The organism is Roseovarius sp. (assembly GCF_040223625.1).
GTDB lineage: Bacteria > Pseudomonadota > Alphaproteobacteria > Rhodobacterales > Rhodobacteraceae > Roseovarius.
Genome location: NZ_JAVKFX010000016.1, coordinates 1 through 23585, shown reverse-complemented (window position 1 = coordinate 23585; position 23585 = coordinate 1). Strand labels below are relative to the sequence as shown.

Here is a 23585-nt window from a genome sequence, read left to right as displayed (position 1 = left end):
CATGGCAGAGGTCACCTTCCGCAAGGTCTATCTCAAGAAGCGTTTCCCGCTGGCCATCAGCCGGGGGGTGATCGAAGGGGCGGAGAACCTGTTCCTCTCGGTCACCGAGAACGGGCAGACCGGCTGGGGCGAGGTGGCCCCCGGCGTCACCGAAGGCGCCGAGACAACGGACGAAGCCGAAACCATGCTGCGCGGCGTGCTGGATCGCGGCTTCGATGCGCAGGCCATTCACGACACGTGGGACAGGGCGCACGAAGCGGGCGTCGCCCCCTGTGCCCTGGCAGGGCTCGACATGGCCCTGTGGGATCTCAAGGCGAAACAGGCGGGCATGCCGCTTTACCGCCTTCTCGGGCTGGCGCGGCGGGGCGTGCCGACCTCCCTTACCGTCGGGATCAACCCGCCGGAGGTGGTGCGCGAGCGGGTGCCCCTGCTGCTGGAGAAGGGCGCGAAGGCCCTCAAGATCAAGCTCGGCTCGCCCGAGGGGATCGAGGCCGACAAGGCGATGTACGCGGCCGTGGTCGAAAGTGTCGGCGATGCCGATGTCGTTCTGCGGGTAGATGCCAATGGCGGCTGGTCGCTCGACGATGCGCGCCACATGATGGGCTGGCTGGCCGAGCGGCGGGCGGAGTATATCGAACAGCCGCTGGTGCGCGGGGCCGAGGATCAGCTTGCCGATCTTTTCAAGGACCGTTCCCTGCCGATCTTCGTCGATGAAAGCTGCCGCATGTCGGGCGATATCCCCGGCTTCGCCGACCGGGTCGACGGGGTGAACCTGAAGCTGATGAAATGCGGCGGCATCACCGAGGCGCTGCGCATCGTCGCCACCGCTCGTGCCTTCGGCCTGAAGACGATGATCGGCTGCATGGGCGAGAGCGCGGTCTCGATCGCTGCGGGCGCCTCGATCGGGGCGCTTTTCGACTATATCGACCTCGACAGCCACCTCAACCTCGACCCCGACCCGGCCGATGGCGCCCCGCTGGTCGAAGGCGTCACCCTTCCCGCCGACCGCCCCGGCCACGGAGGAGACCTGCCCGATGCTTGAGCCGACCCAGAAGATCGCCATCTATGCCGAGGCCAACATGGGACTCATCAACGCCAAGATGGCCGAGGGGATCATTCGCTACGGCCGTAACCCGGTGACCTGCGTGATCGACAGCCGCGCCGTGGGCAAGAGCCTTCGGGAGCTCTGCAAGATCGACCGCGACATTCCCATCGTCGCATCGCTGGACGAGGCCATTGACCTGGGCGCCGAGGTGCTGGTGCTCGGCACAACGCCCTCCGGCGGGCGGGTGCCGCCCGAGTGGATGGCGATGCTGGAACAGGCGATCGGTGCCGGGCTGTCGGTGGTCAACGGGCTGCATGACCGGCTGAACGACACGCTGGGTGACCGCTTGCAGCCCGGCCAGTGGATCTGGGACATCCGCACGCCGACCGACGCCATGCCACCCATCGCCATGGGACGTGCCGCGAAGCTGCCGAACATCCGTGCGCTGATGGTGGGCACCGACATGGCCGTCGGCAAGAAAACCTCCGGCCTCGAAATCTGGTCATCGCTCTGTGATGCGGGCCACGACGCGGCCTTTCTCGCCACCGGGCAGAGCGGCGTCGCGATCACCGGCAAGGGCATTCCGCTCGACGCCTTCCGGGTGGATCATGCGGCTGGCGCGGTCGAGCGGATGGTGCTGGAAAATGCCGGCCACGACGTGCTGATCATCGAGGGGCAGGGCTCGCTTCTCCATCCGGGCAGCACGGCGACCCTGCCGCTGATGCGCGGAAGCAGTGCCAATGCGCTGGTGCTGTGCCACCGGGCGGGGATGGACGTGCTCGACACCGCGGGGGATGCCATAACCGTCCCCCCGCTCAAGGAAGTCATCGCACTCAACGAGATGGTGGCGCGGGCGGGCGGGGCGCTGACCCCGGCCAAGGTCGTCGGCATTGCGCTCAACACCCGCGATCTTGATGAGGCCGCGGCGCAGGAGGCGATCGACCGGACCGCCCAGGAAACCGGCCTGCCCGTGGCAGACCCGGTGCGCTTCAGCGCGCAACCGCTGGCCCAGGCGGTGCTCTCCGTCAAGGCGTGACATCGGGCGACTGGTCAAGCCGGTGATTGGCTTGCTAGAACATCGCAATGACGAAGATGCTGCGCACCAGACTGCTCGTGGTCGCCCTGTTCCTTGGCGCGGTCGCCGCCATCGCGGCGGGCATCTGGCATTATGCGCATATCCAGGCGATGGCGCAGCTCGAAAAGCAGGGCCGTGCCGACCTTGCCCTTGCCTCCGACCGGTTCACCGGGGAGCTGCGCCGCTTCCGCGAACTGGCCGTGCTGATGACCGAACATCCGGTATTCGACGACCTCACCGCCGAAGACGGGGTCGCCCGGGCCGACTGGGTCCTGCAGGACGCAGCGGACAAGAGCGGGGCGCTGGCCCTCTTCTATACTGACACCGCCGGAACGGTGCTCGCGCGGGCAGGCGATGTCATCCTGCGTCCCGCCGGCAGCCGGTATTTCCGACGCGCCATGCGCGGGGCGCTCGGCACCTTCTACGGACGGCTCGGGCCAGACGGTCGCCGGGTCTACGCCTTTGCCGCCCCCGCCTTCGGGCCGGAGGGGGTGAAGGGAAGCATTATCGCGCTGGTCGACATGATGGAGGTCGAATGGGATTGGATCGGCGGCCAGCCCCCGGTCTTCTTTACCGATCCGGAGGGCCGCATCTTCCTGTCGAACCGCCAGGAGATCTTGGGCTGGCAGCCGCGCCAGGACGGCGCGGCACTGGCCCCGCCCGTAGACCCGGCGCCGGAGTTCAGCGCCATCCGCCGCGGCGACTATGAGATCTGGCACATGGACTGGGGCGATTACCTTCCGCGCGCCGCGCTGCATCTTGAACGCGACGAGCCGGTGATCGGCATGACCGGCCACGCCCTTGTCGACACTGCGCCCGCCCGCCGCATCGCATGGCTCCAGACCTCTGTCTTCACGGTGATCTGCCTGGCCTTCGGTGCCGTGCTCTTGCTACTCGGCGAACGCCGCCGTACGCTGGCCCGCGCCAATGCCCAGCTTGAAACGCGCGTGGCCGAACGCACGGCAGAGCTGTCGGACGCCAACATCGCCCTGCGCCACGAAGTACAGGAACGGGAAGAGGCCGAAGCCGCCCTAAAGCGCGCCCAGGACGAGCTGGTGCAGGCGGGCAAGCTTTCCGCTCTGGGCCAGATGAGCGCCGGCATCAGCCACGAGTTGAACCAGCCGCTGATGGCGATCCAGCAATTCGCTGACAACGGCGGGTCGTTCCTTGCCAAGGGCCGAACCGATGCGGCGGGCGAGAATCTCCACCGTATCTCGCAACTGGCCGCCCGTGCCGCGCGCATCATCAAGAACCTGCGCGCCTTTGCCCGAAACGAGAGCGAACCGATGGGGAAGGTCGATCTCGTGCAGGTCATCGATACGGCGGCCGAACTGACCGAATCCCGCTTGCGAAAGGACGGCGTCACGCTCGACTGGCAGCCGCCCTCGCACCCTGTCCATGCGCTGGGCGGCGAGGTGCGGCTGGTGCAAGTCTTCGTCAACCTGATCAACAATGCCGCCGACGCCATGTCGGCCCAGGCAGACAAGCGCATCGGCATCGCTATCCAGGCCGGCCCACCGCTGAGCGTGACCGTGCGCGACATCGGCCCCGGTATCAGCGATCCGGACAAGATGTTCGAGCCGTTCTACTCGACGAAGGCCGTGGGTAGCGATGACGGGATGGGGCTCGGTCTCTCGATCTCCTACGGCCTAGTTCAAAGCTTCGGCGGCAATATTCGCGGAACGAACGCTCCGGAGGGCGGTGCCATCATGACGGTCGAACTCGAACCCTGGCAGGAAGAGGCGGCGGCATGACGGTGGATGTTCTGGTTGTTGACGACGATGCCGCGGTGCGCGAGGCGCTGGTGCAATCGCTGGAACTGGCGGATCTGTCGGCGCGGCCGGCCGGCTCTTTCATCGAGGCGAAGGACCATATCGCGGATGATTTTCCGGGCGTGATCCTGTCCGATATCCGGATGCCGGGCCGCGACGGCTTCCACCTGCTGAACTACGCGATCGGCATCGATCCGGAATTGCCCGTGATCCTGCTGACGGGCGAGGGTGACATTCCCATGGCGGTGGAAGCGATGGGGCAGGGCGCTTTCGACTTCCTCGAGAAACCCTGCGCTCCCGACGACCTGGTCCCGGTCCTGCAACGCGCGCTCTCTACCCGCCGGCTGGTTCTGGAAAACCGCCGGCTTAAGGCGCAGTTGCAGACGGGGGACCCGGCAGCGCGCATGCTGTTCGGCACATCGGCGATGGCGGATGACCTGCGCGCACGCGTGCGCGCGGTGGCGCCGATGGGGGTCGAGGTGCTGGTGACCGGCCCGCCGGGTGCCGGCGTGTCGAAAGTGGCCGAGGTCATCCACCTCCTGTCACCGCTCGCGCGGGGGCCGTTCGTCAAGCGCTCCTCGTCGGGTATGGACGGTTCGGCCCTCGATCAGGCGTTCAGCGCCGCCGCCGGAGGCACGCTTTTCCTCGACGACATCTCCACCCTTCCGGGTGCCACCCAGTATGCGCTGGCCGAGAAGCTCGAAGGTGGCGATAACGTTCGTCTCATCGCCGGTACCACCGCCGATCTTGCCGCCGAGGTCGAGGTCGGGCGCATGAATGCCGAACTCTACTACCGGTTGGACGTGACGCCTGTGCGTATCCCGGCCCTGGCCGAGCGGCCCGAGGATATCCCCGTACTCTTCTCGCATTACGTGGCACAGGCCGCCGAACAGGCGGGCATCCCGGTGCCGGAGATCACCCCCGACCACATGGCCCGCCTCATGGCGCAGGACTGGCCCGGCAATGCGCGCTCGCTGATGTCGGCGGCCATGCGCTTCGTGCTGGGCATGCCCGAGGAGGCCGCGGCCGCCGCCGAACTGGGCCTCGCCGAACAGATGGCGCGAGTCGAACGCTCGCTGCTTATCGCCGCTCTGGGGCGGCAGAACGGCCGCGCATCGGAGGCTGCCAAGGCATTGAAGCTGCCGCGCAAGACCTTCTACGACAAGCTTGCGCGCTACGGGATCAGGCCCGACGACTACCGTCGCGACTGAGTGGCAGAAGGCCGCGATATCACGTGCCGTGCGGGCTGGCGGCAAAGAATCCCTGCCGAAGCGGTGTGCGAAATTCCGCACAAAGTCGCCAAGACCATGTGCGGAATTCCGCACAGGCGTTGACCGCGCGCCTGATGCTGAAATTAAACGTGACGTCTAAAGCATTAATTAGAATGTGTTTTCTGAGTTCACATGGACGAGTTTCAAGTTTCCCTTGAGCGGTCCTGCCTTCCCGACAAAGAGTCAGAACACCGCCCCCGTCAGGGGGCTGTCTTGCAATGTCTCATATTGGGAGGAGACCAGACCATGAAATTTCTGACCGCTGCCACCACAGCGCTGGCCCTGTCCGTTTCGGCCACCGCCGTAAGTGCCGCCTGCGACGATGGCGAGATCGTCGTCAAGTTCAGCCACGTCACCAACACCGATAAACACCCCAAAGGGATCGCCGCGTCGCTGCTCGAACAGCGCGTGAACGACGAGATGGACGGCACCATGTGCATGGAGGTCTTCCCGAACTCCACGCTCTATGACGACAACAAGGTGCTTGAAGCCATGCTTCAGGGCGACGTGCAACTGGCCGCGCCCTCGCTGTCGAAATTCGAGAAGTTCACCAAGCAGTTCCGCATCTTCGACCTGCCCTTCATGTTCAAGGACATCAACGCCGTGGAGGAATTTCAGGCCTCCGACGCCGGGCAGGCACTTCTCGACAGCATGCAGCGCCGTGGCCTTCAGGGGCTGGCCTACTGGCATAACGGCATGAAGCAGATGTCGGCCAACGTTCCGCTGCTGGAACCGTCCGATGCCGAGGGCCTCAAGTTCCGCGTGCAGTCTTCCGACGTGCTCGTGGCTCAGATGGAAGCACTTGGCGCCAGCCCGCAGAAGATGGCCTTCTCCGAGGTCTACGGCGCGCTGCAGCAGGGCGTTGTCGACGGGCAGGAGAACACCTGGTCGAACATCTACGGCAAGAAGTTCTTCGAGGTGCAGGACGGCGTGACCAACACCGACCACGGCATCATTGACTATCTCGTCGTGACCAGCGTGGATTGGCTCGACAGCCTCGAGCCCGAAGTGCGTGACCAGTTCCTGACCATCGTCTCCGAGGTCACCGAGACCCGGAACAAGGAATCCACCAAGGTGAACGAAGAAGCCAAGCAGGCGATCATCGACGCCGGCGGCACCGTGCGTGAGCTCGACGCCGACCAGCGTGCCAAGTGGGTCGAGACGATGAAACCGGTCTGGGATCAGTTCACCGACGACGTGGGCCAGGAAAACATCGACGCGGCGCAGGAAATCAACGCCAGCATGTAAGCCTGACTGGTGCGTGATATCGCGCACCTCACGGGGCGGGCCTGACACGACCGGGCCCGCCCTTTTCGCAACACGCTTGCGGGAGGAGGGGACAGATGCAACACGAACACAGCTTCGTGGACAAGATCGAGGAAACGGTGATCGCCGTGCTTCTCGGCGCAATGACGGTGGTGACGTTCTCCAACGTGATCGCCAGGTACGTATTCAACTCGAACATTCTATGGGCGCTTGAACTGACCGTGTTCATGTTCGGCTGGCTCGTGCTTCTGGGGGCCTCCTACGCCGTCAAGAAGCAAAGCCATCTTGGCGTCGACGCCATCGTCAACATCGTGTCCCCGCCGGTGCGCAAGGCCATGGCACTGTTTTCGGTCGCCTGCTGTATCGTCTTTTCGCTGCTACTGCTGAAAGGCGCGTGGGACTACTGGTCGGTCTATGCAGAGCTTCCGCCCACCACAGGCCGCTGGTTCCCGACCGGTTTCGACACCGATTTCCGTGGCCAGGGCTGGTACGAGGTGCAGGACATTCCCATGCCCGCCATCCTCCGTTTCCTGGAAGACTGGATCAACTTTGGGGAATCCTACGAGAAAATGCCCAAGGCGATCCCATACGCGGTCCTGCCCCTATCGCTGGCACTGCTGACCTTCCGTTTCGCGCAGGTCGCCGTGCAAATCTGGCGTGGCGAGGTCGACCGCATCGTTGCCAGCCACGAGGTGGAAGACGAACTCGATCAGGCTCGTGCCCAACAGGGGGATCGTGACTGATGGAAGTTCTTCTGCTTTTTGTCATGGTGATCGGCCTGCTGCTTGTCGGCGTACCGATTGCCGTCTCGTTGGGGCTCAGCTCGATCCTGTTCCTGCTGTGGTTCTCGAACAGTTCGATGGCGTCGGTGGCGCAAACCCTCTTTAGCGCCTTCGAAGGGCATTATACCCTGCTGGCCATTCCCTTCTTCATCCTCGCCTCGAGTTTCATGACGACCGGCGGGGTTGCCCAACGGATCATCCGCTTCTCGATCGCTTGCGTCGGGCACCTGCATGGCGGACTTGCCATCGCCGGGGTCTTCGCCTGCATGCTCTTCGCGGCGCTGTCGGGCTCCTCGCCCGCCACCGTCGTGGCCATCGGCACGATCGTAATCGCGGGCATGCGGCAGGTGGGCTACACCCGCGACTTCGCGGCCGGGGTGATCTGTAATGCCGGCACGCTGGGCATCCTCATCCCGCCCTCGATCGTGATGGTGGTCTATGCCGCGGCGGTCGAGGTGTCAGTGGGCCGGATGTTCCTTGCCGGTGTCATTCCCGGGCTGCTGGCCGGGCTGATGCTGATGACGGCGATCTACGTGGTCGCCCGCGTGCGCAACATGCCCAAGGGCGACTGGCAGGGTTGGGGCGAAATCTTCGCCTCCGGGCGCGACGCGGCCTGGGGCCTGTTCCTGATCGTCATCATCCTCGGCGGTATCTACGGGGGCATCTTCACCCCGACCGAGGCCGCGGCCGTCGCCGCCGTCTACGCCTTCTTCATCGCCTGCTTCGTCTACAAGGACATGGGGCCGCTGGCCGTCGGGAAAGAGCAGGGCGGCAACCTGAGCCTTCTGCGCAAGCCCTACGCGCTCGTGACGGCCTTCGTGCACCCGGACACCAAGCACACGCTGTTCGAGGCCGGCAAGCTGACGGTGACACTGCTTTTCGTCATCGCCAACGCGCTGATCCTCAAGCACGTGCTCACCGACGAGCAGATCCCGCAGCAGATCGCCGGCGCGATGCTCAACGCCGGGTTCGGCCCCGTCATGTTCCTGATCGTGGTCAACGTGATCCTGCTAATCGGCGGGCAGTTCATGGAGCCTTCCGGCCTTCTGGTGATCGTGGCACCGCTGGTCTTCCCCATCGCCATCGAACTGGGCATCGATCCGATTCACCTCGGCATCATCATGGTGGTGAACATGGAGATCGGGATGATCACCCCTCCGGTCGGTCTGAACCTCTTCGTGACCTCGGGCGTGGCCGGCATGCCGATGATGGCCGTGGTGCGGGCGGCGCTGCCGTTCCTCGCGGTGCTCTTCGTCTTCCTGATCATGATCACCTATATCCCGTGGATCTCGACGGTGTTGCCCAACACCTTCATGGGGCCTGAGATCATCACGAACTAGGAACGCCCGGTTTGTCGCAGTTGTGTCATGGACAAGCCGCTTGACCCGCCCGATAGTCGGCCCGGTCAACGAGGGAACACCCGATGCAGTGGAACGACGAATCCGAACCCGGCACCCCGTATTGGTGGGAGGTCCTGAAAAACGATCCGGCGGATGACACGCTGCCACAGGATTGCGACGTCCTGGTCATCGGGGCGGGCTATGCCGGCCTTTCGGCGGCCATCGCCGCACATGATTGCGGGGCATCCGTGGTCGTCGTGGACAAGGCCGAGCCGGGGCAGGGCGCCTCGACCCGCAACGGCGGCATGCTGGGGGCGCATCCCCGGCTGGGCTGGAAGGCCCTTGCCGACAAGTTCGGGCCACAGGTGGCCGACGCGCTCTTTGCCGAAGCCAAGCCGGCGCTCGACTGGGCGAAAGGGCTCATCGACCGGGAAGGCATCGAATGCGACCTGCAGCAGACCGGCCGCATCCAGCTGGCGTGGACGAAAGAGCATTTCCAGAACCAGAAGACGCTGGCCCGGCATGTCTCGGAAAAGAGCGACGTGGACATCTCCACCGTCGAACGTGACGCGCTCGGCCAGCATATCGAAACACCCCGCTATTTCGGTGGCCTGTATTTCCCTGAACATTGCGGCCTGCACCCGGCCAAGTACCACCAGGGCCTGCGCAACACCGTGACCCGCCGGGGCATCACGCTGACCGGCAAGGCCGAGGTCACCGCACTCGAGCGCGCCGGCAACCGTTTCACGGTCAAAACGCCCAAGGGCACGGTGCGCGCCGAAAAGGTCATCCTATGCACCAACGGCTACACCACGCCGCTCTTCCGCTGGCACGTCGCACGGGTCTTTCCGCTGCCGTCCTACCTAATCGCGACCGAGGAACTGCCGTCCAACCTGCTGGGCCACCTGGCGCCGGGGCGGCGCATGATGGTCGAAACCCGGGCCCGGCACAGCTATTTCCGCCTCTCCCCCGACGGCAAGCGCATCCTCTGGGGCGGGCGGGCTTCGATGCGCGAGATACCTATGCAACAGGCCGCGAAACGCCTGCGTGCGACCATGCTCAGCGTCTGGCCCGAACTGTCGGAGGCGCGGATCAGCCACGCCTGGTGGGGCAATACCGGCTTCAGCTTCAACCACATGCCGCATGTGGGCGAAGATCGGGGCCTGCATTATGCCATGGGCTTCTCGGGCTCCGGCACCGTCATGGCGCCCTACCTGGGGGCCAAGGCCGCCTATCGCGCGCTGGGCGATCCGCGGGGCGCCACCGCCTATGCCGACACGACCCTGCGGCGGGATATCCTGCACCCCTTCGCAAGGCCGCATTTCCTCAAGGCCGCGGATATCTGGTACCGGGAAGTGGTCGACCGCCTCGACAACGCCAAAGCGCGCTGAGCCTCACACCCCGTTGCGGAACTCTCGGGAATCCAGCACGGGCGAGGCGTCGAGGTTGGCGGCGTTCAGCATCGTCGCCACCCTTTCCAGCGAGGCCACGATCATCGACTGCTCCCAATCTTCCAGCTCTTCGAACCTTGCGACGAACTGCTGCTGAAGCGCATCGGGCGCGTTGTCGACCGTCGCACGGCCTTCTTCGGTCAGGATGATGTTGGTCTGCCGCCGATCGGTGCTCGACTTCTCGCGCACCACCAGCCCCTTCTTGACCAGCTTGTCCACCAGGGCCGTCACCGTGGCCTGCGACACGATCATCCGGTGCGAGATTTCCGTGGCGGTACAGCGCCCGCGCTCGGCGATCAACTGCAACACCCGGAACTGCACCGCCGTCAGCCCGGCCGACTGGGCAAGGTCGCGGGCATAGGTGTCGGTCGCGCGAAGGATTCTGCGCAGGGCGATAAGGCAGGTATCAATGCGTTTCATGGGCGACTCCGCAAGGCGTTTTACTTTACAGTCACATAATAATTATATTTCGGCAATCCACGAAAATGCTTTGCAGAGTGAAGCAAAGGCAATGAATTAAAGGGCGAAATGCGCTGCTTTTCCGTACGCGCGCGACATTCCACTAAAGTTTGCTTTGCACCTTGAAGTTCGAGGTGGGGGAAACTACTTTACTATTCAAAGCAAAACTGAGGAGACAGCAGACCGATGCGACACACGCTCGAACTGATCGACAAAGCGACGCCCTCGTTGCGAAAGCCCGTGCCGGAGGATGGCGCGGATATCTGGTCGCTGATCAGGGCCTGCAAGCCGCTCGACGAGAACTCGATGTATTGCAACCTGATCCAGTGCGACCACTTCCGCGATACATGCGTTCTGGCGGAGCTTGGCGGCAAGCCGGCGGGCTGGGTTTCGGCCTACGTCATGCCGAACGATCCCTCGACGCTGTTCGTCTGGCAGGTCGCCGTCTCTTCCGAAGCGCGCGGCATGGGTCTTGGCACCCTGATGCTTAAGGGCCTTTTGCAGCGCGACATTTGCAAGGATGTCGAGCGCATCCAGACCACCATCACGCGCTCGAACTCTGCCTCGTGGAAGCTGTTCCGCAAATTCGCGAAACAGCAGGACGCGCGGCTTTCCTCGCAGGCCTATTTCGGTGAGGCCCTGCACTTCCGTGGAAAACACAACACCGAATACATGGTCACCATCGACCTCGCGGAAGAACTGAAGAAGGTAGCCTGAAGGGGCTGCCCGCCTTCCGCTTCAAATCCATCAAACCAAAGGACACGCCATGCCGACTGACACGTCAGCCGACAAATCTGTATTCGAACGCCGCGAATCCGAGGCGCGCAGCTACTGCCGCAGCTTCGACACGGTCTTCACAAAGGCCCAAGGCTCGGAACTCACCGATGCCGACGGCAAAACCTATATCGACTTCCTCGCCGGGTGTTCGTCGCTCAACTACGGGCACAACGACCCCGACATGAAAGCCGCCCTGATCGAGCATATCTCGGGCGACGGCATTGCCCACGGGCTAGACATGTACACCACCGAGAAGGCCCGCTTCCTCGAAGCGTACGAGGACATCATCCTCAAGCCGCGCGGCATGGACCACAAGATCATGATGACCGGCCCGACCGGCACCAACGCCGTCGAGGCGGCGATGAAGCTCGCCCGCAAGGTCACCGGCCGCCGCAACATCGTGGCCTTCACCAACGGTTTCCACGGCATGACGATGGGCGCGCTCTCGCTGACCGGTAACGCCGGCAAGCGTGGTGGCGCCGGTGGCGGCGCGCTGGGCGACGTCACCCACTTCCCCTTCGAAGGCGCGCTTGGCGACGATGTCGACACGCTGGCACAAGCCGAGATGATGCTCGACAATTCCTCGTCCGGCATCGACGCGCCCGCCGCGTTCATTTTCGAGCCGGTGCAGGGCGAGGGCGGCCTCACTGCCGCGTCCAAAGAATGGATGCAGGGTGTCGAACGGCTGGCCCGCAAGTATGGCGCCATGCTGATCGTCGACGACATCCAGTCGGGCTGCGGCCGCACGGGCACCTACTTCGCCTTCGAGGAGGCCGGGATCGACCCAGACATGATCACCCAGGCGAAATCGCTGTCGGGCTTCGGCCTGCCGTTCGCCGCGCTTCTGATCAAGCCCGAGCACGATATCTGGAAGCCCGCCGAGCATAACGGCACGTTCCGTGGCAACACCCACGCCTTCGTCACGGGCCGGGTCGCGCTCGAGAAGTTTTGGAAGACCGAAGACTTCGCGAAAGAGGTCCGGGGCAAGAGCAAAATCCTGACAGACGGCCTGCAAGCCATCGCCGACATCATCCCCGGCGCGCGCCTCAAGGGCCGCGGCCTGATGCAGGGCGTCGACGTGGGTTCCGGCGACCTGGCGGGCGATATCTGTGCCCGCGCCTTCGAGAAGGGTCTCGTGATCGAGACCTCGGGCGCCGACGACGAGGTCGTCAAGGTGCTGGCCCCCCTCACCACGCCGGAAGATACCTTCCGCAAGGGGCTCGACATCCTGCTCGAGGCGGCACGCGACGCCTCGACCTCCACAAAGATGGCAGCGGAGTAACAAGATGATTGTCAGAGATTTCAACGATATCGTCGAAAACCACAAAGATCGCGTCGTCAGCGACGCAGACTGGTCGTCGGTCAGGATGCTCCTGGCCGATGACAAGATGGGGTTCTCGTTTCACATCACTTTCCTGAACACCGGCTCGGAACATACGTTCGAGTACAAGAACCATTTCGAGAGCGTGTACTGCATGTCCGGCAAGGGGTCGATCACCGACCTCGCCACCGGGGAAACACACGAGATCAAGCCGGGCGTGATGTACGCGCTCGACAAGCATGACCGTCACGTCCTGCGGGCCGAGGAAGAACTGGTCATGGCCTGTGTGTTCAACCCGCCGGTGACCGGCAACGAGGTACACCGCGAAGACGGCTCCTACGCCGCCGCGGAAGAATTGGCGGACTGATCGCCGAAAGGAATAACGTCATGAGTTTTCCCAAGCATACCGTCGAGAAGATCGGCGGCACCTCGATGAGCCGCGTGGACGAGTTGCTCGACACGCTGCTGATCGGGGGGCGCGAAGGAGCCGATCTCTATCACCGCATCTTCGTCGTCTCGGCCTTTGGCGGCATCACCGACCTTCTGCTCGAGCACAAGAAATCGGGCCGCCCCGGCGTCTATGGCCTGTTCGCAAATGACGACAACGACCATGGCTGGCTCGATGCGCTCTCGTCCGTCGGCGATGCCATGTGCGAGGCGCACCGCAAGGTGCTCAGCCACCCCGGCGACCAGAACATGGCCGACGAGTTCGTCCGCGAACGGGTCGAAGGCGCGCGCTCGTGCCTTTTCGATCTTCAGCGACTCTGCTCCTTCGGTCATTTCCGCCTGTCCAGCCACATGCTGGTGATCCGGGAGCTTCTCTCGGGCCTGGGCGAGGCGCATTCGGCCTTCGTCACCGCGCTGCTGCTGCAGCGCAACGGTGTCGACGCCCGGTTCGTCGACCTCAGCGGCTGGCGCGACGAGGCCGAGCACACGCTGGAAGAGCGCATCGCCGCCGGGCTCGACGACATCGACCTGACGCGCGAGCTGCCCATCGTCACGGGCTATGCCCAGTGCACCGAAGGGCTGATGCGCGAATACGACCGCGGCTACTCCGAGGTGACCTTCTCGAACATCGCCGCCCACACCGGCGCGCACGAGGCGATCATCCACAAGGAATTCCACCTGTCCTCGGCCGATCCGGGCCTCGTGGGCGTCGAGAACGCGCGCAAGCTGGGTCACACCAACTACGACGTGGCCGACCAGTTGGCGAACATGGGGATGGAGGCCATCCACCCCAACGCCGCCAAGATCCTGCGCCGCGCCGGCATCACCCTGCGCGTCACCAACGCGTTCGAGCCGGGCGATCCGGGCACGCTGATCGACGAGGAGAAGGCCGAAAACCCCGGCGTCGAGATCGTCACCGGCCTCGGTGTGGTCGCCCTCGAGCTGTTCGAACAGGACATGGTGGGCGTCAAAGGCTACGACGCCACCGCGCTCGAGGCCCTCAAGCGCCACAACGTGTGGATCGTGTCGAAAACCTCGAACGCGAACAACATCACGCACTACATCCAGGCTTCGCTCAAGACGGCCAAGCGCGTGATCCGTGACATCGAGGAAATCTATCCTCAGGCCGAGGTCACGGCCCGCGCCGTATCGCTGGTGGCGGTCATCGGCCGCGACCTGACCGGCGAGCGGGTGCTGGGCCAGGGCCTCCAGGCGTTGCACGAAGCGGGCATCGACGTGGTCGCCGCCCAACAGACGCCGCGCAATGTCGATGTACAGTTCGTCGTTCCGCGCGATGCGGCCGACGATGCGGTGAAATGCCTGCACGAGAAGTTCGTTTCGGGAAAGAGCGGGGCGGGGCTGGCGCGGGTGGCGTGACCGCTGCCGCATCTGCTCCGCTCTAAGAAGGCGCCCCGCCGGATGATGGCCGGCGGGGCGTCTCATTTTTTAGGCTGATGCAACCCTACTTGTGGCTGCGATACTTGCCGGCTTCCGTCTTCTGGCCGAAGACCAGCGCCAGCACGGCCATCACGATCGCGATGAACGAAAAGACAGCCGGGGCCGAGCTTCCGACGCCCATGAAGATCGCGCCGGAAACGCCATCCCATGTCGGTGTGTCAAAGGGAAATCCCATCTTTCAGTCCTCCTGTTACTTGGATGCCGGGGGCGATGCCATGATGCCCTCCGGATAGGCCTGAGCCGGCACTTTGACCGTGTCGAGACCGGCGATTTCGGCCGCTTCCGGCACGCGAAGCATGCCGACCATCTTGAGGATGAGCGACCCTGCGTAGCCCGAGCTGAACCCGATCGCGACGAAGACGACCGTGCCCACAAGCTGGCCGACGATGCTGACTGTCGGGGCATTCTCGCCGAGCAGGGCAGGGTAGCCGCTGCCGAGGATGCCCAGCATCAGCATCCCGAACACGCCCATCGTACCATGCACGGTGACCGCGCCCACGGCATCGTCGATGCCGAAGCTTTCGAGGAATGTCGCAGCCGGTTTCAGCATCAGACCCGCCACCATGGCGATGACGAAAGTGATCGACGGGAAGTAGATGTCGAGCCCCGAGGCCACCGAAATCAGGCCGGCCAGTGCGCCCGACATCATCCAGAACGGATCGCGCGTCAGCGACCACGCCCCGATGATGCCGCCCGCAACACCCATCAGGATATTGAAGCTGAGTGCGCCGAGATTGGTGGGCGTGCCATAGATGGTCGAGAAGTTGCTGCCCCAGGACCAGCTTTCGCCGCCCACGACGAGACAGGCCATCAGGAAGCCCCAGAACCCCACGACGATGAGCATCAGGCCGGTGGCCGTGAACGGCATGTTGTGCCCGGCGAGGTGATTGGCCGTGCCGTCCTCGTTGAACTTGCCGATCCGCGGGCCGAGGTTGATCAGCACGCCGAGGGCGAAGAAGGCCGCGACAGCGTGAACAAGCCCCGCGGCCCCGAAGTCATGCACGCCCCATTGCTGGATCAGCCAGCCATCGGCGTGCCAGCCCCAGGCGGCTGCCAGGGTCCAGCTGAACCCTCCCAGCACAATGGCAAGGAGCACGAAGCCGACTGTCTGTATGCGCTCGATCACCGCGCCCGAGAAGATCGAGGCCGTGGTCGCCGCGAAAAGCGTGAAGGCCCCCCAGAAGACCCCGTCGATCTGGTCTTCCGTGTTCGGGCCCATGTAGGCCGCCGCCTCGCCCCAGGCGAGCGCGAAGCCGTTGGCGTATTCCGCACCGGATATCCCGTTCGGACCGGCCGAGAGCGTGAGTCCTGTGGGAAACGCCCAGTAAACCCACCACCCGAAGAAATAGAAGGCCGGGATCACGAAGGCGAAGGCCAGGATGTTCTTGACGCCCGAAGACAGGGCGTTCTTGGCGCGCGAGGCGCCCATTTCATAGGCCAGAAAACCGGCGTGAATGATGATCATCAGCGGGATGGTCAGGTAGTAATAGGTCTCCGCGAACATCGTGTTCGTCAGATTCCCCTTCGATTCAATCGCGGCCACCTTGGCCGCGAGTTCCGCGAGTTGCTCTTCCATGTGGTTCGTACCTCCGTACCGTTGGTGGGCTTGCTTGCCGGCCCTTTTGGTTCACAATTGGTTCATAATCCGCGTGAACGCTACACCAATGCTAAGCCAACACAGAATTTCAATGTTGCTGAAATAGAGGGCAAACCAGCTGAAAATACGAGCAGAACCCGCGACAGAAGGTCTGTTTGCCCCGGAATATACCCGCGATGAGGTGAGTTGGAGGGAAAGGGGCCAATTGAACCAAAAGCGCCGGCCCAAGGGGCCGGCGCCAGTTTTTTGTGCGATTCCCGGTGGCGCGCCTATTCGCGCGCCTCCTCATCGAAGACCCTTGCCAGCCGCTCCTTGCTGCGCGCTGCGGCCTCGTCGACCTCAAACTCCTTCTTCTCGATCCGGGCCTGAAGGATGTGGAACAGCAGCCAGAAGGCCACGCCCAGAACGAACAGGGTCACTTCCCAGCCGACGCCCGGATAGATCGGGCCCAGTTGCGACAGGTCCGCGCCGGACCAGCTTTCGACGATCGTGGTTGACATTGTTGCGTCCTCCTCAGGTCAGCAGTCCGAGGCGCTTGGCCTCTTCGATATCGGCTTCCGACACGGCAATCGCGTCGGCCTCCTCTCTCAACTCCTCGCTCATGTCGAGCCCGACCAGCTCCACCGCGGGCGGCACGCGCAGCATGCCCATCCCATGCAGGATCTTCGAGACGATCCAGGCGGGGATGAAACCCAGCACAATGAACATGATGCAGGCGCCCGCGAACTGGCCCCACGGCGTGATGTGGGCGGTTTCGGCGTGATAGCCCGCCGTTGCCGGATGGCCCCACAACACGAAGCCGGCAATCACGAGGCCGATGAAGCCCGCATAGCCGTGCACCGCAACCGCGCCGACCGGATCGTCGATCTTGAACGTCCGCTCGACCCAGAAGTGCAGCTTGTACGCGCAATAGGCACCCACCGCGCCGATCAGCATCGCTTCGATCGGATGGTACAGGTCATTGCCGGCCGAGGCCGTGATGATGCCCGCAAGCCCCGCGGAGTAGGTCCAGAACGCCTCGCCCCGCGATACGACATAGCCCATCAGCAACCCGCCCGACAGCGACATCAGGAAGTTGAAGACGATTGCTGACAGGGTGGTGGGGGTCAGGTAGATCGTGGTTGCGGTAAAGCTGCCCTCGGCGGCTCCGATATCGCCCGATGCGATGATCGGAACGTTGCAAGCCACGTAGAAGCCCCAGAAGCCGCAATAGATCAGGAACAGCCCGATCGTCACCAGCCACTTGTTGTGCGGATTGATGTTGCGCGGCGTCCCGTCCGGGGCGAACTTGCCGATCCGTGGCCCCAGTACGCAGATCACGCCGAGCGCGAAGCCGCCCGCGATCGCGTGGATCACGCCCGAGGCATAGGCGTCGTGATAGCCCAGCTGCGTGACCATCCAGCCATCGGGGTGCCAGCCCCAGGCCGCGTCGATGATCCAGGTGAACGAACCGATGACGACCGCCAGGATCCAGAAGGCCGACGGCCGGATCCGCTCGATCGTGGCGCCCGAAACGATCGAGGCCGCCGTCCAGCTGAACAGCAGGAACGCCGCCCAGAACACGCCGTTCAGACGCGCCCAGAACCCGTTCCCGAGATCGGCGCCATACCCTTTGGCCTGCGGGTCGTTCACGCCCGGCCCGCCAAGGTGCGTGCCCATCAGTTCGCCCCACGGCACCGCGTTGTCCGATTGCGTGAGGCCGCCGGTGATTCCGGGCCCGTTGGGGAAGGCGAAGTAGATCCACCAGCCGAAGAAGAAGAAGGTAACCGTCACCAGCGGGATCAGCATGGTGTTCTTCATCAAGGTGTGGATGTGGTTCTTGTGCCGTGTCGCGCCGACCTCGTACATGCAGAACCCGACGTGGATCAGGAACATGAGCGGTACGGTGACCCAGTAATAAAATTCGGTGAATATCACCGTCAAAGCACCGATATCGGTATCCATTGACGTGTCCTCCCGTTCAGACATTCGTTTCGCGTTTACGGGGGTCTGATTCCGGCCCCCAACTTATCCGGACCAGTTTTGGTTTTCTATTCGTGCCGTTCGTCGCACCAATTATGGCCCAAAGACGTTTCAACTCTGCATGAGTGATAGGCATGTTGCCAGATATTTCGGCACCGGAATAGAAAAATTTTCACATGAGGAATAAAATTTTCGCTTTAAGGCTTGATGCCTTCGCTGGCCGGCCTCGTACGGAGCTGGTGTTGCTGCGCAGCTTTGCGCTTATGCATAAAGCAAAGCCCGTTGCCTTGTCCGATTCTGCCGCGGATTTCAGCAATTCTGAACCGGCCGCCATCGCCGCCAAGCCCCTTGGCCGAAGTTCGACACGGGCCGGGCCGACGGCAAGGCACCATGCTGACGTCAGGCTGCCGTCAGCCGTGGCGGATCGGCCAACCCCCCACCGCGCCAGTAGACCAGCGTCAGGACCGGCGCGTCGGTGGTGGTCATCGCGTGGGGCTGGTGCGCCGCGTGGCCCCGGCGCCCAGCAGCCGGTCCTCCTCACCATCGGCGTGAAACAGCGCCTCTCCCGACACGATAGTGTATAGCTCCTCGGGCTCATGCTGGTGGCGCGGATAATACAGGTGCGCTCCCCAGAACCCGACCGTTATCCGGGCATGGGACGTCAGGAAATGGCCCTCTGGCCCGGCCAGTTCGAACCAGCCGAAACGCTGAAGGAAATCCGCGCCGACCTCGTCCTCGGTGTAGGTCAGCCGCCACTCGGCGAAGGGGGCAACAGCGAGAATTGCGTCTCTGAGGGCGCGGGACGCATTCGAAGCTGCGCCTGGATCATTCACCATGTGTGCGAGTCCCGGTATCCGGACCGGTTCGCGCGGGGCATACACCAGGTCATCCGGCCAAGGCGCAAAACCCTGCTGCACCGGGCAGGACGCGTGCCAGTCGCGCGCCGCTGCCAGCGCGGTGTCGAACAACGCGCGGGTCTCGGCGGCTTCGAGGAGCGGGGAGGGGGCGTCGATCAGCATCTGCAGGGCTCCGGCAGGGAAACGCATGTCTCCTCCATGCCAGAGCCGCTCAACCCGGTCTTTTCCGTTCGCGGCACCCTCACGGCGCGAACGGACCAGTATCGCCGTCATTCGTCAGGTCGGCGGGTCCGTCTCCGTCCAGACCGGCTTCTTCTCGATATCGCCTTTCCAGACCACGTAAGCGATAAGCGGCGCGTCATGCGTGGTCAGGGCGTGCGGCGCGTTCTCCGGATGATGCGCCGTCCCTCCGGCCTCCAACCGGCGCGATGGCCGGCCTTTCATGTGAAACTCCCCCGATCCGGCCAGCACCAGGTAGATCTCCTCGGCCGGATGGTGGTGCATCGGGTAATGAAACCCCGGCGCCTGGTAGACGAGGAAACTGCGCATGCCCTCGGCCCCCAGCACCGTGTCCCGGCCCACCACCTCGAAGCTGCCGAAATGGGCGTGCAGCGTTTCGCCGAACGCCGTGTCGCGGTAGGTGTCGCGCCACTGCGCGCTACGCGCGGCGGCCATGGCGCTTTCGTGGAAGGCGTGCAGCGCGGGCAGGGTGGGCAACGCTGATTGCCCCAGCATGGCATCACAGAGCGGGTCGTGCTTCGCGGCACAGGTACGCGCCGTCACCGGATCTGGGAAATCGCAGAAGGCCGACAACTCCGGAACGTCGCGGTGAAGCGCCCTTGTGGCGTCCAGCAAGGCCTGCCACGTCGTCTCCATCACGTCACCCCCGTTCATTTGTCATAACGCCCCTTTTATGCCGACCCGCGCTGCCGCTGCATACCCGTCGCGCTCAGATACCGGCGGATTTCCGGTTGCGCTCCCGCCGGGCAGACGGTTTACCAAGAGGGGAGTGAGGGCGCGCCCGCTTTCTCTTGAACGAAGGGCTGAGACACGCCTTTGCAAAGAAAGCGGATCGAAGTCTTTCTCGGGTTTCGACCCAAGACCCGGAAACACTGGCGAAAGGCAAACCATGGCAGATTATACCCTTTACTACTGGCCGCTGCCCTTCCGGGGCCAGTTCATCCGTGCCGTGCTGGCTCATGCCGGCAAGACATGGGATGAGCCCGGCATCGAGGCCATCACCGACGTCATGGGCGCAAAGGTCACAGGTCAGCCGGTCCCCTTCATGGCTCCGCCACTGCTGGTCGATCACGGGGCCGACACCGCGGTCGCCCAAATGCCGGCCGCGCTCGCCTACCTGGGCACGACCCTCGGCCTGATGCCGCAAGACCCGGAACCTGCGTCCCTCACCCACAAGATCATCGCCGACGCCAACGACGTGCTCGACGAGGTCACCCGCTTCGGCGGCCGTTTGATGTGGAGCCGCGAGGAATGGGACAGCTTCGCCGAAGACCGCCTGCCGCGCTGGGCACAGATATTCGAGGCCACGGGCCGCGCCCACGGGTTGAAGGCCGACAGCGGCCACATGCTGGGCACAGAAAAACCGGGCCTCGCGGACCTCGTTACTGCCACGCTCTGGTTCACTATGACCGCGAAACTGCCTGAACTGCGCCCTCTGGTCGAGGCAAACGCACCGCATGTCCACTCGCTCGGCGAACGGATCATGTCCACCGACGCGCTGGCGGCCATGCGCGACGACACCGACACGCGCTTCGGCCATGCCTGGTGCGGTGGGCAGATCGAGGCGTCGATCCGCGAAATGCTCAATGCCGAATGACCCGCGGCAGCCCGCCTCGGTGCGCGAGGTCGTTGAGCACGGGCTCTGCATAGGCTGCGGGCTGTGCGAGGCGCTGGGCCCCCACCGCTGGAAGATGACCATGACGGCGGAAGGGCGCCTTCGCCCGGCGCCTCTGGTTCCCGAGGACCCCGGCGCAGATGACGCCATTCTGGCCGCCTGTCCCGGCGTGGTCGCCGAAGCCACGGGCAACGGTCCGGAAGACGACAATGTCTGGGGCCGGTACGTTCATATGGGCGAGGCCTGGGCAGGCGACCCGGAAATCCGCTTTCGTGCCGCCACCGGTGGCGTACTGACCGCGTTGGGCATGCACCTGCTGAAAAGCGGCAAGGCCCGTTTCATCCTCCATTGCGCGGCCGACCCGGCCCAGCCCGTCCGTTCCCGCTGGGTGATGAGCGACACGCCGGAACAGGTAGCCCGCCGCGCCGGCTCCCGCTACGGGCCGTCCGACACCTTGGCCGGGCTGGAAGCCGCGCTGGCCCGCGATGAACCTTTCGCCATCATCGCCAAACCCTGCGACGCCGGCGCCGTGCGTGCCCGCGCCAAGGCCGACCCAAGGCTCGAGAAACTGCTGGTCGCGGTGCTGGTCATGGTCTGCGGCGGCGCCTCCGATCTCGGTAAGTCGTGGAAGTTGCTCGACGAATTGGGCGTGGCCGAGGAGGAGGTCACGGTCTTCCGCTACCGCGGCTACGGCAACCCGGGCCGTGCCCGGGTGGAAACCAGCGACGGCCGCGCCTTCGAGCGCACCTATGACGAGCTTTGGCGCGACGAGGCGGGTTGGCGGATCCAGACCCGCTGCAAGCTCTGCCCGGACGCCATCGGAGAGGCCGCCGACCTGGCCGCCGCCGATATCTGGCCAGATGCTCAGCCCGAGGGCGAGGATGCGGGCTTCAACGGCGTCATCACCCGCACGACCACCGGCCACCGCCTCATTGAGGCCGCGGTCGAGGCCGGCGACCTCATCCGCGGGAAGGATCACACACCGCGCGACTACGACCATTTTCAGCCTCACCAGGTTGCCAAGAAACGCGCCATGGCCGCCCGCCTGCGCGGCCTGACCCGCGCGGGCTGGCCGGTCTACGCCCACGAGGGCCTCCGTCTCGACACACTTGATGCGGGCGACGAGGCGGAAGAGCAGGGCGCCCATCATCGCGCCCTGTCCGGCCGGTTCTCCGAAAAGCTGCCGCGCCCATGAACCAGACTGGCAAGCCCTTCACGCAGGACCAGGCCCGCGGCATGCTGATCGGGCTCGCCGTGGGCGACGCGCTGGGCACCACGCTCGAATTCAAGCCGCGCGGCACGTACGAGCCGGTCACCACCATCACCGGCGGCGGCCCCTTCAGCCTGAAGCCCGGCCAGTGGACCGACGACACCTCGATGGCCATGTGCCTCGCCCAGATGCTCCGCTCCGCCAATGGCTGGGATCCCGAAGACGCCATGAAGCGCTTCGTCAACTGGCGCCGCCACGGCTACCTCTCCTCCACCGGCGTCTGCTTCGACATCGGCAACCAGACGGCCGAGGCGCTCGACCTCTTCGAGAAGACCCGCAATCCATATTGCGGATCGACGGACGAGGCGAAATCCGGCAATGGCGGGATAATGCGGCTGGCTCCCGTGGTGCTGGCCTACGGGGCGGAGGTCGACAGCGCGATGGCGGTGGCCCAGATGCAAAGCCGGCTGACCCATGCCAGCCCCACCTGTCTGAAGGCCGCCGCCAGCATGGCCCGCTTCATGGTCACCGGTGACACCTCCCTGCTGCCGCGCCCCGATGCGCCACCGGAGGTGGCCAGCGGTTATGTCGTCCACACGCTCCACGCCGCCTTCTGGGCACTGACGCAGGGCGACACGTTCCGCGACGTGCTTCTCGCCGCGGTCAACCTCGGCGGCGATGCCGACACGGTCGGCGCTGTCGCGGGCCAACTCGCCGGCCGTATCTATGGCTACGAGGGCATCCCGGAAGAGTGGCGCGCCGTGCTTTACGACCACGACAAGATCCTGACCGCTGCAGACGACCTTTACGTCCTGCGGCCCATTGATGTGTGACGGAGGACCCTGACATGAGCACATTCGACGAAGACCTCTTCCTGAAAGGCCTCGAACAGCGCAAGGCGACGCTGGGGGCCGAGTATGTCGAGAAGAACCTCGAAGCGGCCGACGATTTCACCAGGCCGTTCCAGGAGGCGATGACCGCCTGGTGCTGGGGCTTCGGCTGGGGCGACGACGTGATCGAACCCAAGACCCGCTCGATGATGAACCTGGCCATGATCGGCGCGCTGGGCAAGATGCACGAATGGGAAATCCACTGCCGCGGCGCGCTCAACAACGGCGTCACGAAGGAGGAAATCCGCGCCATCATCCACGTGGTCGGCATCTATTGCGGCGTGCCGCAGTCCCTCGAATGCTTCCGCGTCGCCAGGAAGGTGCTTGAGGAGAAGGGTCTCTGACCGCGCTCCTCCCCGCTTGCGGGGCAGGGGGGTAGATCGTAAACCTTCGAAAGACCGTAGGGGAAACCAACCATGACCAACCCGTGCATCATCTGTGTGGCCATCACCGGCTCGGTGCCGCAGAAATCCGACAACCCGGCGGTGCCGATCACCGTCGATGAGCAGGTCGAGTCAACCCAGGAGGCCTTCGAGGCGGGTGCTGCCATCGCCCATTGCCATGTCCGGATGGATGACGGCACGCCCACCTCCGACCCCGAGCGCTTCTCCCGGCTCAAGGAAGGCATCGAAAAGCACTGCCCCGGCATGATCGTCCAGCTTTCCACCGGCGGCCGCTCCGGCGCGGGACAGGCGCGGGGCGGCATGCTGCCCCTGAAACCCGACATGGCCTCGCTCTCGGTCGGCTCCA

24 protein-coding genes are annotated in these 23585 nt (G+C 64.4%); 17 read left to right on the top strand and 7 right to left on the bottom strand.

Annotated features, from left to right (window positions below; genetic code table 11):
- The first annotated feature begins 1 nt into the window (after position 1).
- The 8 genes from RLN94_RS04405 (at position 2) to RLN94_RS04370 (ending at position 9942) form a co-directional block, all read left to right on the top strand.
- A complete protein-coding gene (locus RLN94_RS04405; protein WP_350123252.1) occupies positions 2 to 1042 on the top strand; it encodes a mandelate racemase/muconate lactonizing enzyme family protein in 1041 nt (346 codons plus the stop codon).
- On the top strand, positions 1035 to 2081 hold the full coding sequence (locus RLN94_RS04400) for an N-acetyltransferase DgcN family protein (protein WP_350123255.1): 1047 nt from the start codon (positions 1035 to 1037) through the stop codon (positions 2079 to 2081). Before RLN94_RS04405 ends, RLN94_RS04400 begins: the two co-directional genes overlap by 8 nt.
- A gap of 47 nt (positions 2082 to 2128) precedes the next feature.
- Positions 2129 to 3874, top strand: coding sequence for a sensor histidine kinase (locus RLN94_RS04395; RefSeq protein WP_350168594.1), 1746 nt, complete (start codon positions 2129 to 2131; stop codon positions 3872 to 3874).
- Complete coding sequence (locus RLN94_RS04390) at positions 3871 to 5103, top strand: sigma-54-dependent transcriptional regulator (protein ID WP_350123261.1); 1233 nt, start codon at positions 3871 to 3873, stop codon at positions 5101 to 5103. Before RLN94_RS04395 ends, RLN94_RS04390 begins: the two co-directional genes overlap by 4 nt.
- 306 nt (positions 5104 to 5409) lie before the next feature.
- Positions 5410 to 6411, top strand: coding sequence for a DctP family TRAP transporter solute-binding subunit (locus RLN94_RS04385; RefSeq protein ID WP_350123264.1), 1002 nt, complete (start codon positions 5410 to 5412; stop codon positions 6409 to 6411).
- Positions 6412 to 6506: 95 nt separating this feature from the next.
- Complete coding sequence (locus RLN94_RS04380; RefSeq protein WP_350123267.1) at positions 6507 to 7172, top strand: TRAP transporter small permease; 666 nt, start codon at positions 6507 to 6509, stop codon at positions 7170 to 7172.
- Complete coding sequence (locus tag RLN94_RS04375) at positions 7172 to 8551, top strand: TRAP transporter large permease (protein ID WP_350123270.1); 1380 nt, start codon at positions 7172 to 7174, stop codon at positions 8549 to 8551. The genes RLN94_RS04380 and RLN94_RS04375 overlap by 1 nt, the downstream gene beginning before the upstream one ends.
- Before the next feature lie 83 nt (positions 8552 to 8634).
- Positions 8635 to 9942: an NAD(P)/FAD-dependent oxidoreductase gene (locus RLN94_RS04370; RefSeq protein WP_350123273.1), complete on the top strand. Its 1308-nt coding sequence runs from the start codon at positions 8635 to 8637 to the stop codon at positions 9940 to 9942.
- 3 nt (positions 9943 to 9945) lie between these two features.
- On the opposite strand, the gene RLN94_RS04365 is transcribed toward RLN94_RS04370, so the two are convergent.
- Positions 9946 to 10422: a MarR family winged helix-turn-helix transcriptional regulator gene (locus RLN94_RS04365; protein WP_350123276.1), complete on the bottom strand. Its 477-nt coding sequence runs from the start codon at positions 10420 to 10422 to the stop codon at positions 9946 to 9948.
- Positions 10423 to 10647: 225 nt separating this feature from the next.
- Between RLN94_RS04365 and ectA the strand changes: the two genes are divergently transcribed.
- The 4 genes from ectA to RLN94_RS04345 are packed head-to-tail and all read left to right on the top strand — an operon-like array spanning position 10648 to position 14383.
- The gene (ectA, locus tag RLN94_RS04360) at positions 10648 to 11178 is read left to right on the top strand and encodes a diaminobutyrate acetyltransferase (RefSeq protein ID WP_350123279.1); all 531 of its coding nucleotides are present in this window, start codon (positions 10648 to 10650) and stop codon (positions 11176 to 11178) included.
- Between the two features lie 49 nt (positions 11179 to 11227).
- Positions 11228 to 12520: a diaminobutyrate--2-oxoglutarate transaminase gene (gene ectB, locus RLN94_RS04355; RefSeq protein WP_350123282.1), complete on the top strand. Its 1293-nt coding sequence runs from the start codon at positions 11228 to 11230 to the stop codon at positions 12518 to 12520.
- 4 nt (positions 12521 to 12524) lie between these two features.
- Positions 12525 to 12926, top strand: a complete 402-nt coding sequence (locus RLN94_RS04350; protein WP_350123285.1) for an ectoine synthase — start codon at positions 12525 to 12527, stop codon at positions 12924 to 12926.
- 20 nt (positions 12927 to 12946) lie between these two features.
- On the top strand, positions 12947 to 14383 hold the full coding sequence (locus RLN94_RS04345) for an aspartate kinase (protein WP_350123288.1): 1437 nt from the start codon (positions 12947 to 12949) through the stop codon (positions 14381 to 14383).
- Positions 14384 to 14468: 85 nt separating this feature from the next.
- Here the strand turns inward: RLN94_RS04345 and RLN94_RS04340 are convergent, their stop codons facing one another.
- The 6 genes from RLN94_RS04340 to RLN94_RS04315 all read right to left on the bottom strand — a co-directional run bounded on the left by RLN94_RS04340 (position 14469) and on the right by RLN94_RS04315 (position 19774).
- On the bottom strand, positions 14469 to 14639 hold the full coding sequence (locus tag RLN94_RS04340; protein WP_350123291.1) for a hypothetical protein: 171 nt from the start codon (positions 14637 to 14639) through the stop codon (positions 14469 to 14471).
- 15 nt (positions 14640 to 14654) lie between these two features.
- Positions 14655 to 16040 (bottom strand): ammonium transporter, encoded by a 1386-nt coding sequence (locus RLN94_RS04335; RefSeq protein WP_350123294.1) that lies wholly within the window; start codon positions 16038 to 16040, stop codon positions 14655 to 14657.
- A gap of 290 nt (positions 16041 to 16330) precedes the next feature.
- Complete coding sequence (locus tag RLN94_RS04330) at positions 16331 to 16561, bottom strand: hypothetical protein (RefSeq protein WP_350123297.1); 231 nt, start codon at positions 16559 to 16561, stop codon at positions 16331 to 16333.
- 13 nt (positions 16562 to 16574) lie between these two features.
- Positions 16575 to 18005: an ammonium transporter gene (locus RLN94_RS04325; RefSeq protein WP_350123336.1), complete on the bottom strand. Its 1431-nt coding sequence runs from the start codon at positions 18003 to 18005 to the stop codon at positions 16575 to 16577.
- Positions 18006 to 18505: 500 nt separating this feature from the next.
- Positions 18506 to 19042 carry a dimethylsulfonioproprionate lyase family protein gene (locus RLN94_RS04320; RefSeq protein WP_350123300.1) on the bottom strand — a complete coding sequence of 179 codons (537 nt, stop codon included), beginning with the start codon at positions 19040 to 19042 and terminating at the stop codon, positions 18506 to 18508.
- Between the two features lie 114 nt (positions 19043 to 19156).
- Positions 19157 to 19774 carry a dimethylsulfonioproprionate lyase family protein gene (locus tag RLN94_RS04315; RefSeq protein ID WP_350123303.1) on the bottom strand — a complete coding sequence of 206 codons (618 nt, stop codon included), beginning with the start codon at positions 19772 to 19774 and terminating at the stop codon, positions 19157 to 19159.
- A 235-nt stretch (positions 19775 to 20009) separates the two neighbouring features.
- Between RLN94_RS04315 and gst the strand changes: the two genes are divergently transcribed.
- From gst to RLN94_RS04290, 5 genes are all read left to right on the top strand, one after another.
- Positions 20010 to 20717, top strand: coding sequence for a glutathione transferase, Atu5508 family (gene gst / locus RLN94_RS04310; protein WP_350123306.1), 708 nt, complete (start codon positions 20010 to 20012; stop codon positions 20715 to 20717).
- A complete protein-coding gene (locus RLN94_RS04305; protein WP_350123309.1) occupies positions 20707 to 21930 on the top strand; it encodes a Coenzyme F420 hydrogenase/dehydrogenase, beta subunit C-terminal domain in 1224 nt (407 codons plus the stop codon). Before gst ends, RLN94_RS04305 begins: the two co-directional genes overlap by 11 nt.
- Positions 21927 to 22778 (top strand): ADP-ribosylglycohydrolase family protein, encoded by an 852-nt coding sequence (locus tag RLN94_RS04300; RefSeq protein ID WP_350123312.1) that lies wholly within the window; start codon positions 21927 to 21929, stop codon positions 22776 to 22778. The genes RLN94_RS04305 and RLN94_RS04300 overlap by 4 nt, the downstream gene beginning before the upstream one ends.
- A gap of 14 nt (positions 22779 to 22792) precedes the next feature.
- Positions 22793 to 23179 (top strand): carboxymuconolactone decarboxylase family protein, encoded by a 387-nt coding sequence (locus RLN94_RS04295; protein WP_350123315.1) that lies wholly within the window; start codon positions 22793 to 22795, stop codon positions 23177 to 23179.
- Between the two features lie 72 nt (positions 23180 to 23251).
- Positions 23252 to 23585 (top strand): beta-keto acid cleavage family enzyme (locus tag RLN94_RS04290; protein WP_350123318.1); only part of this gene is annotated, 334 nt, incomplete at its 3' end.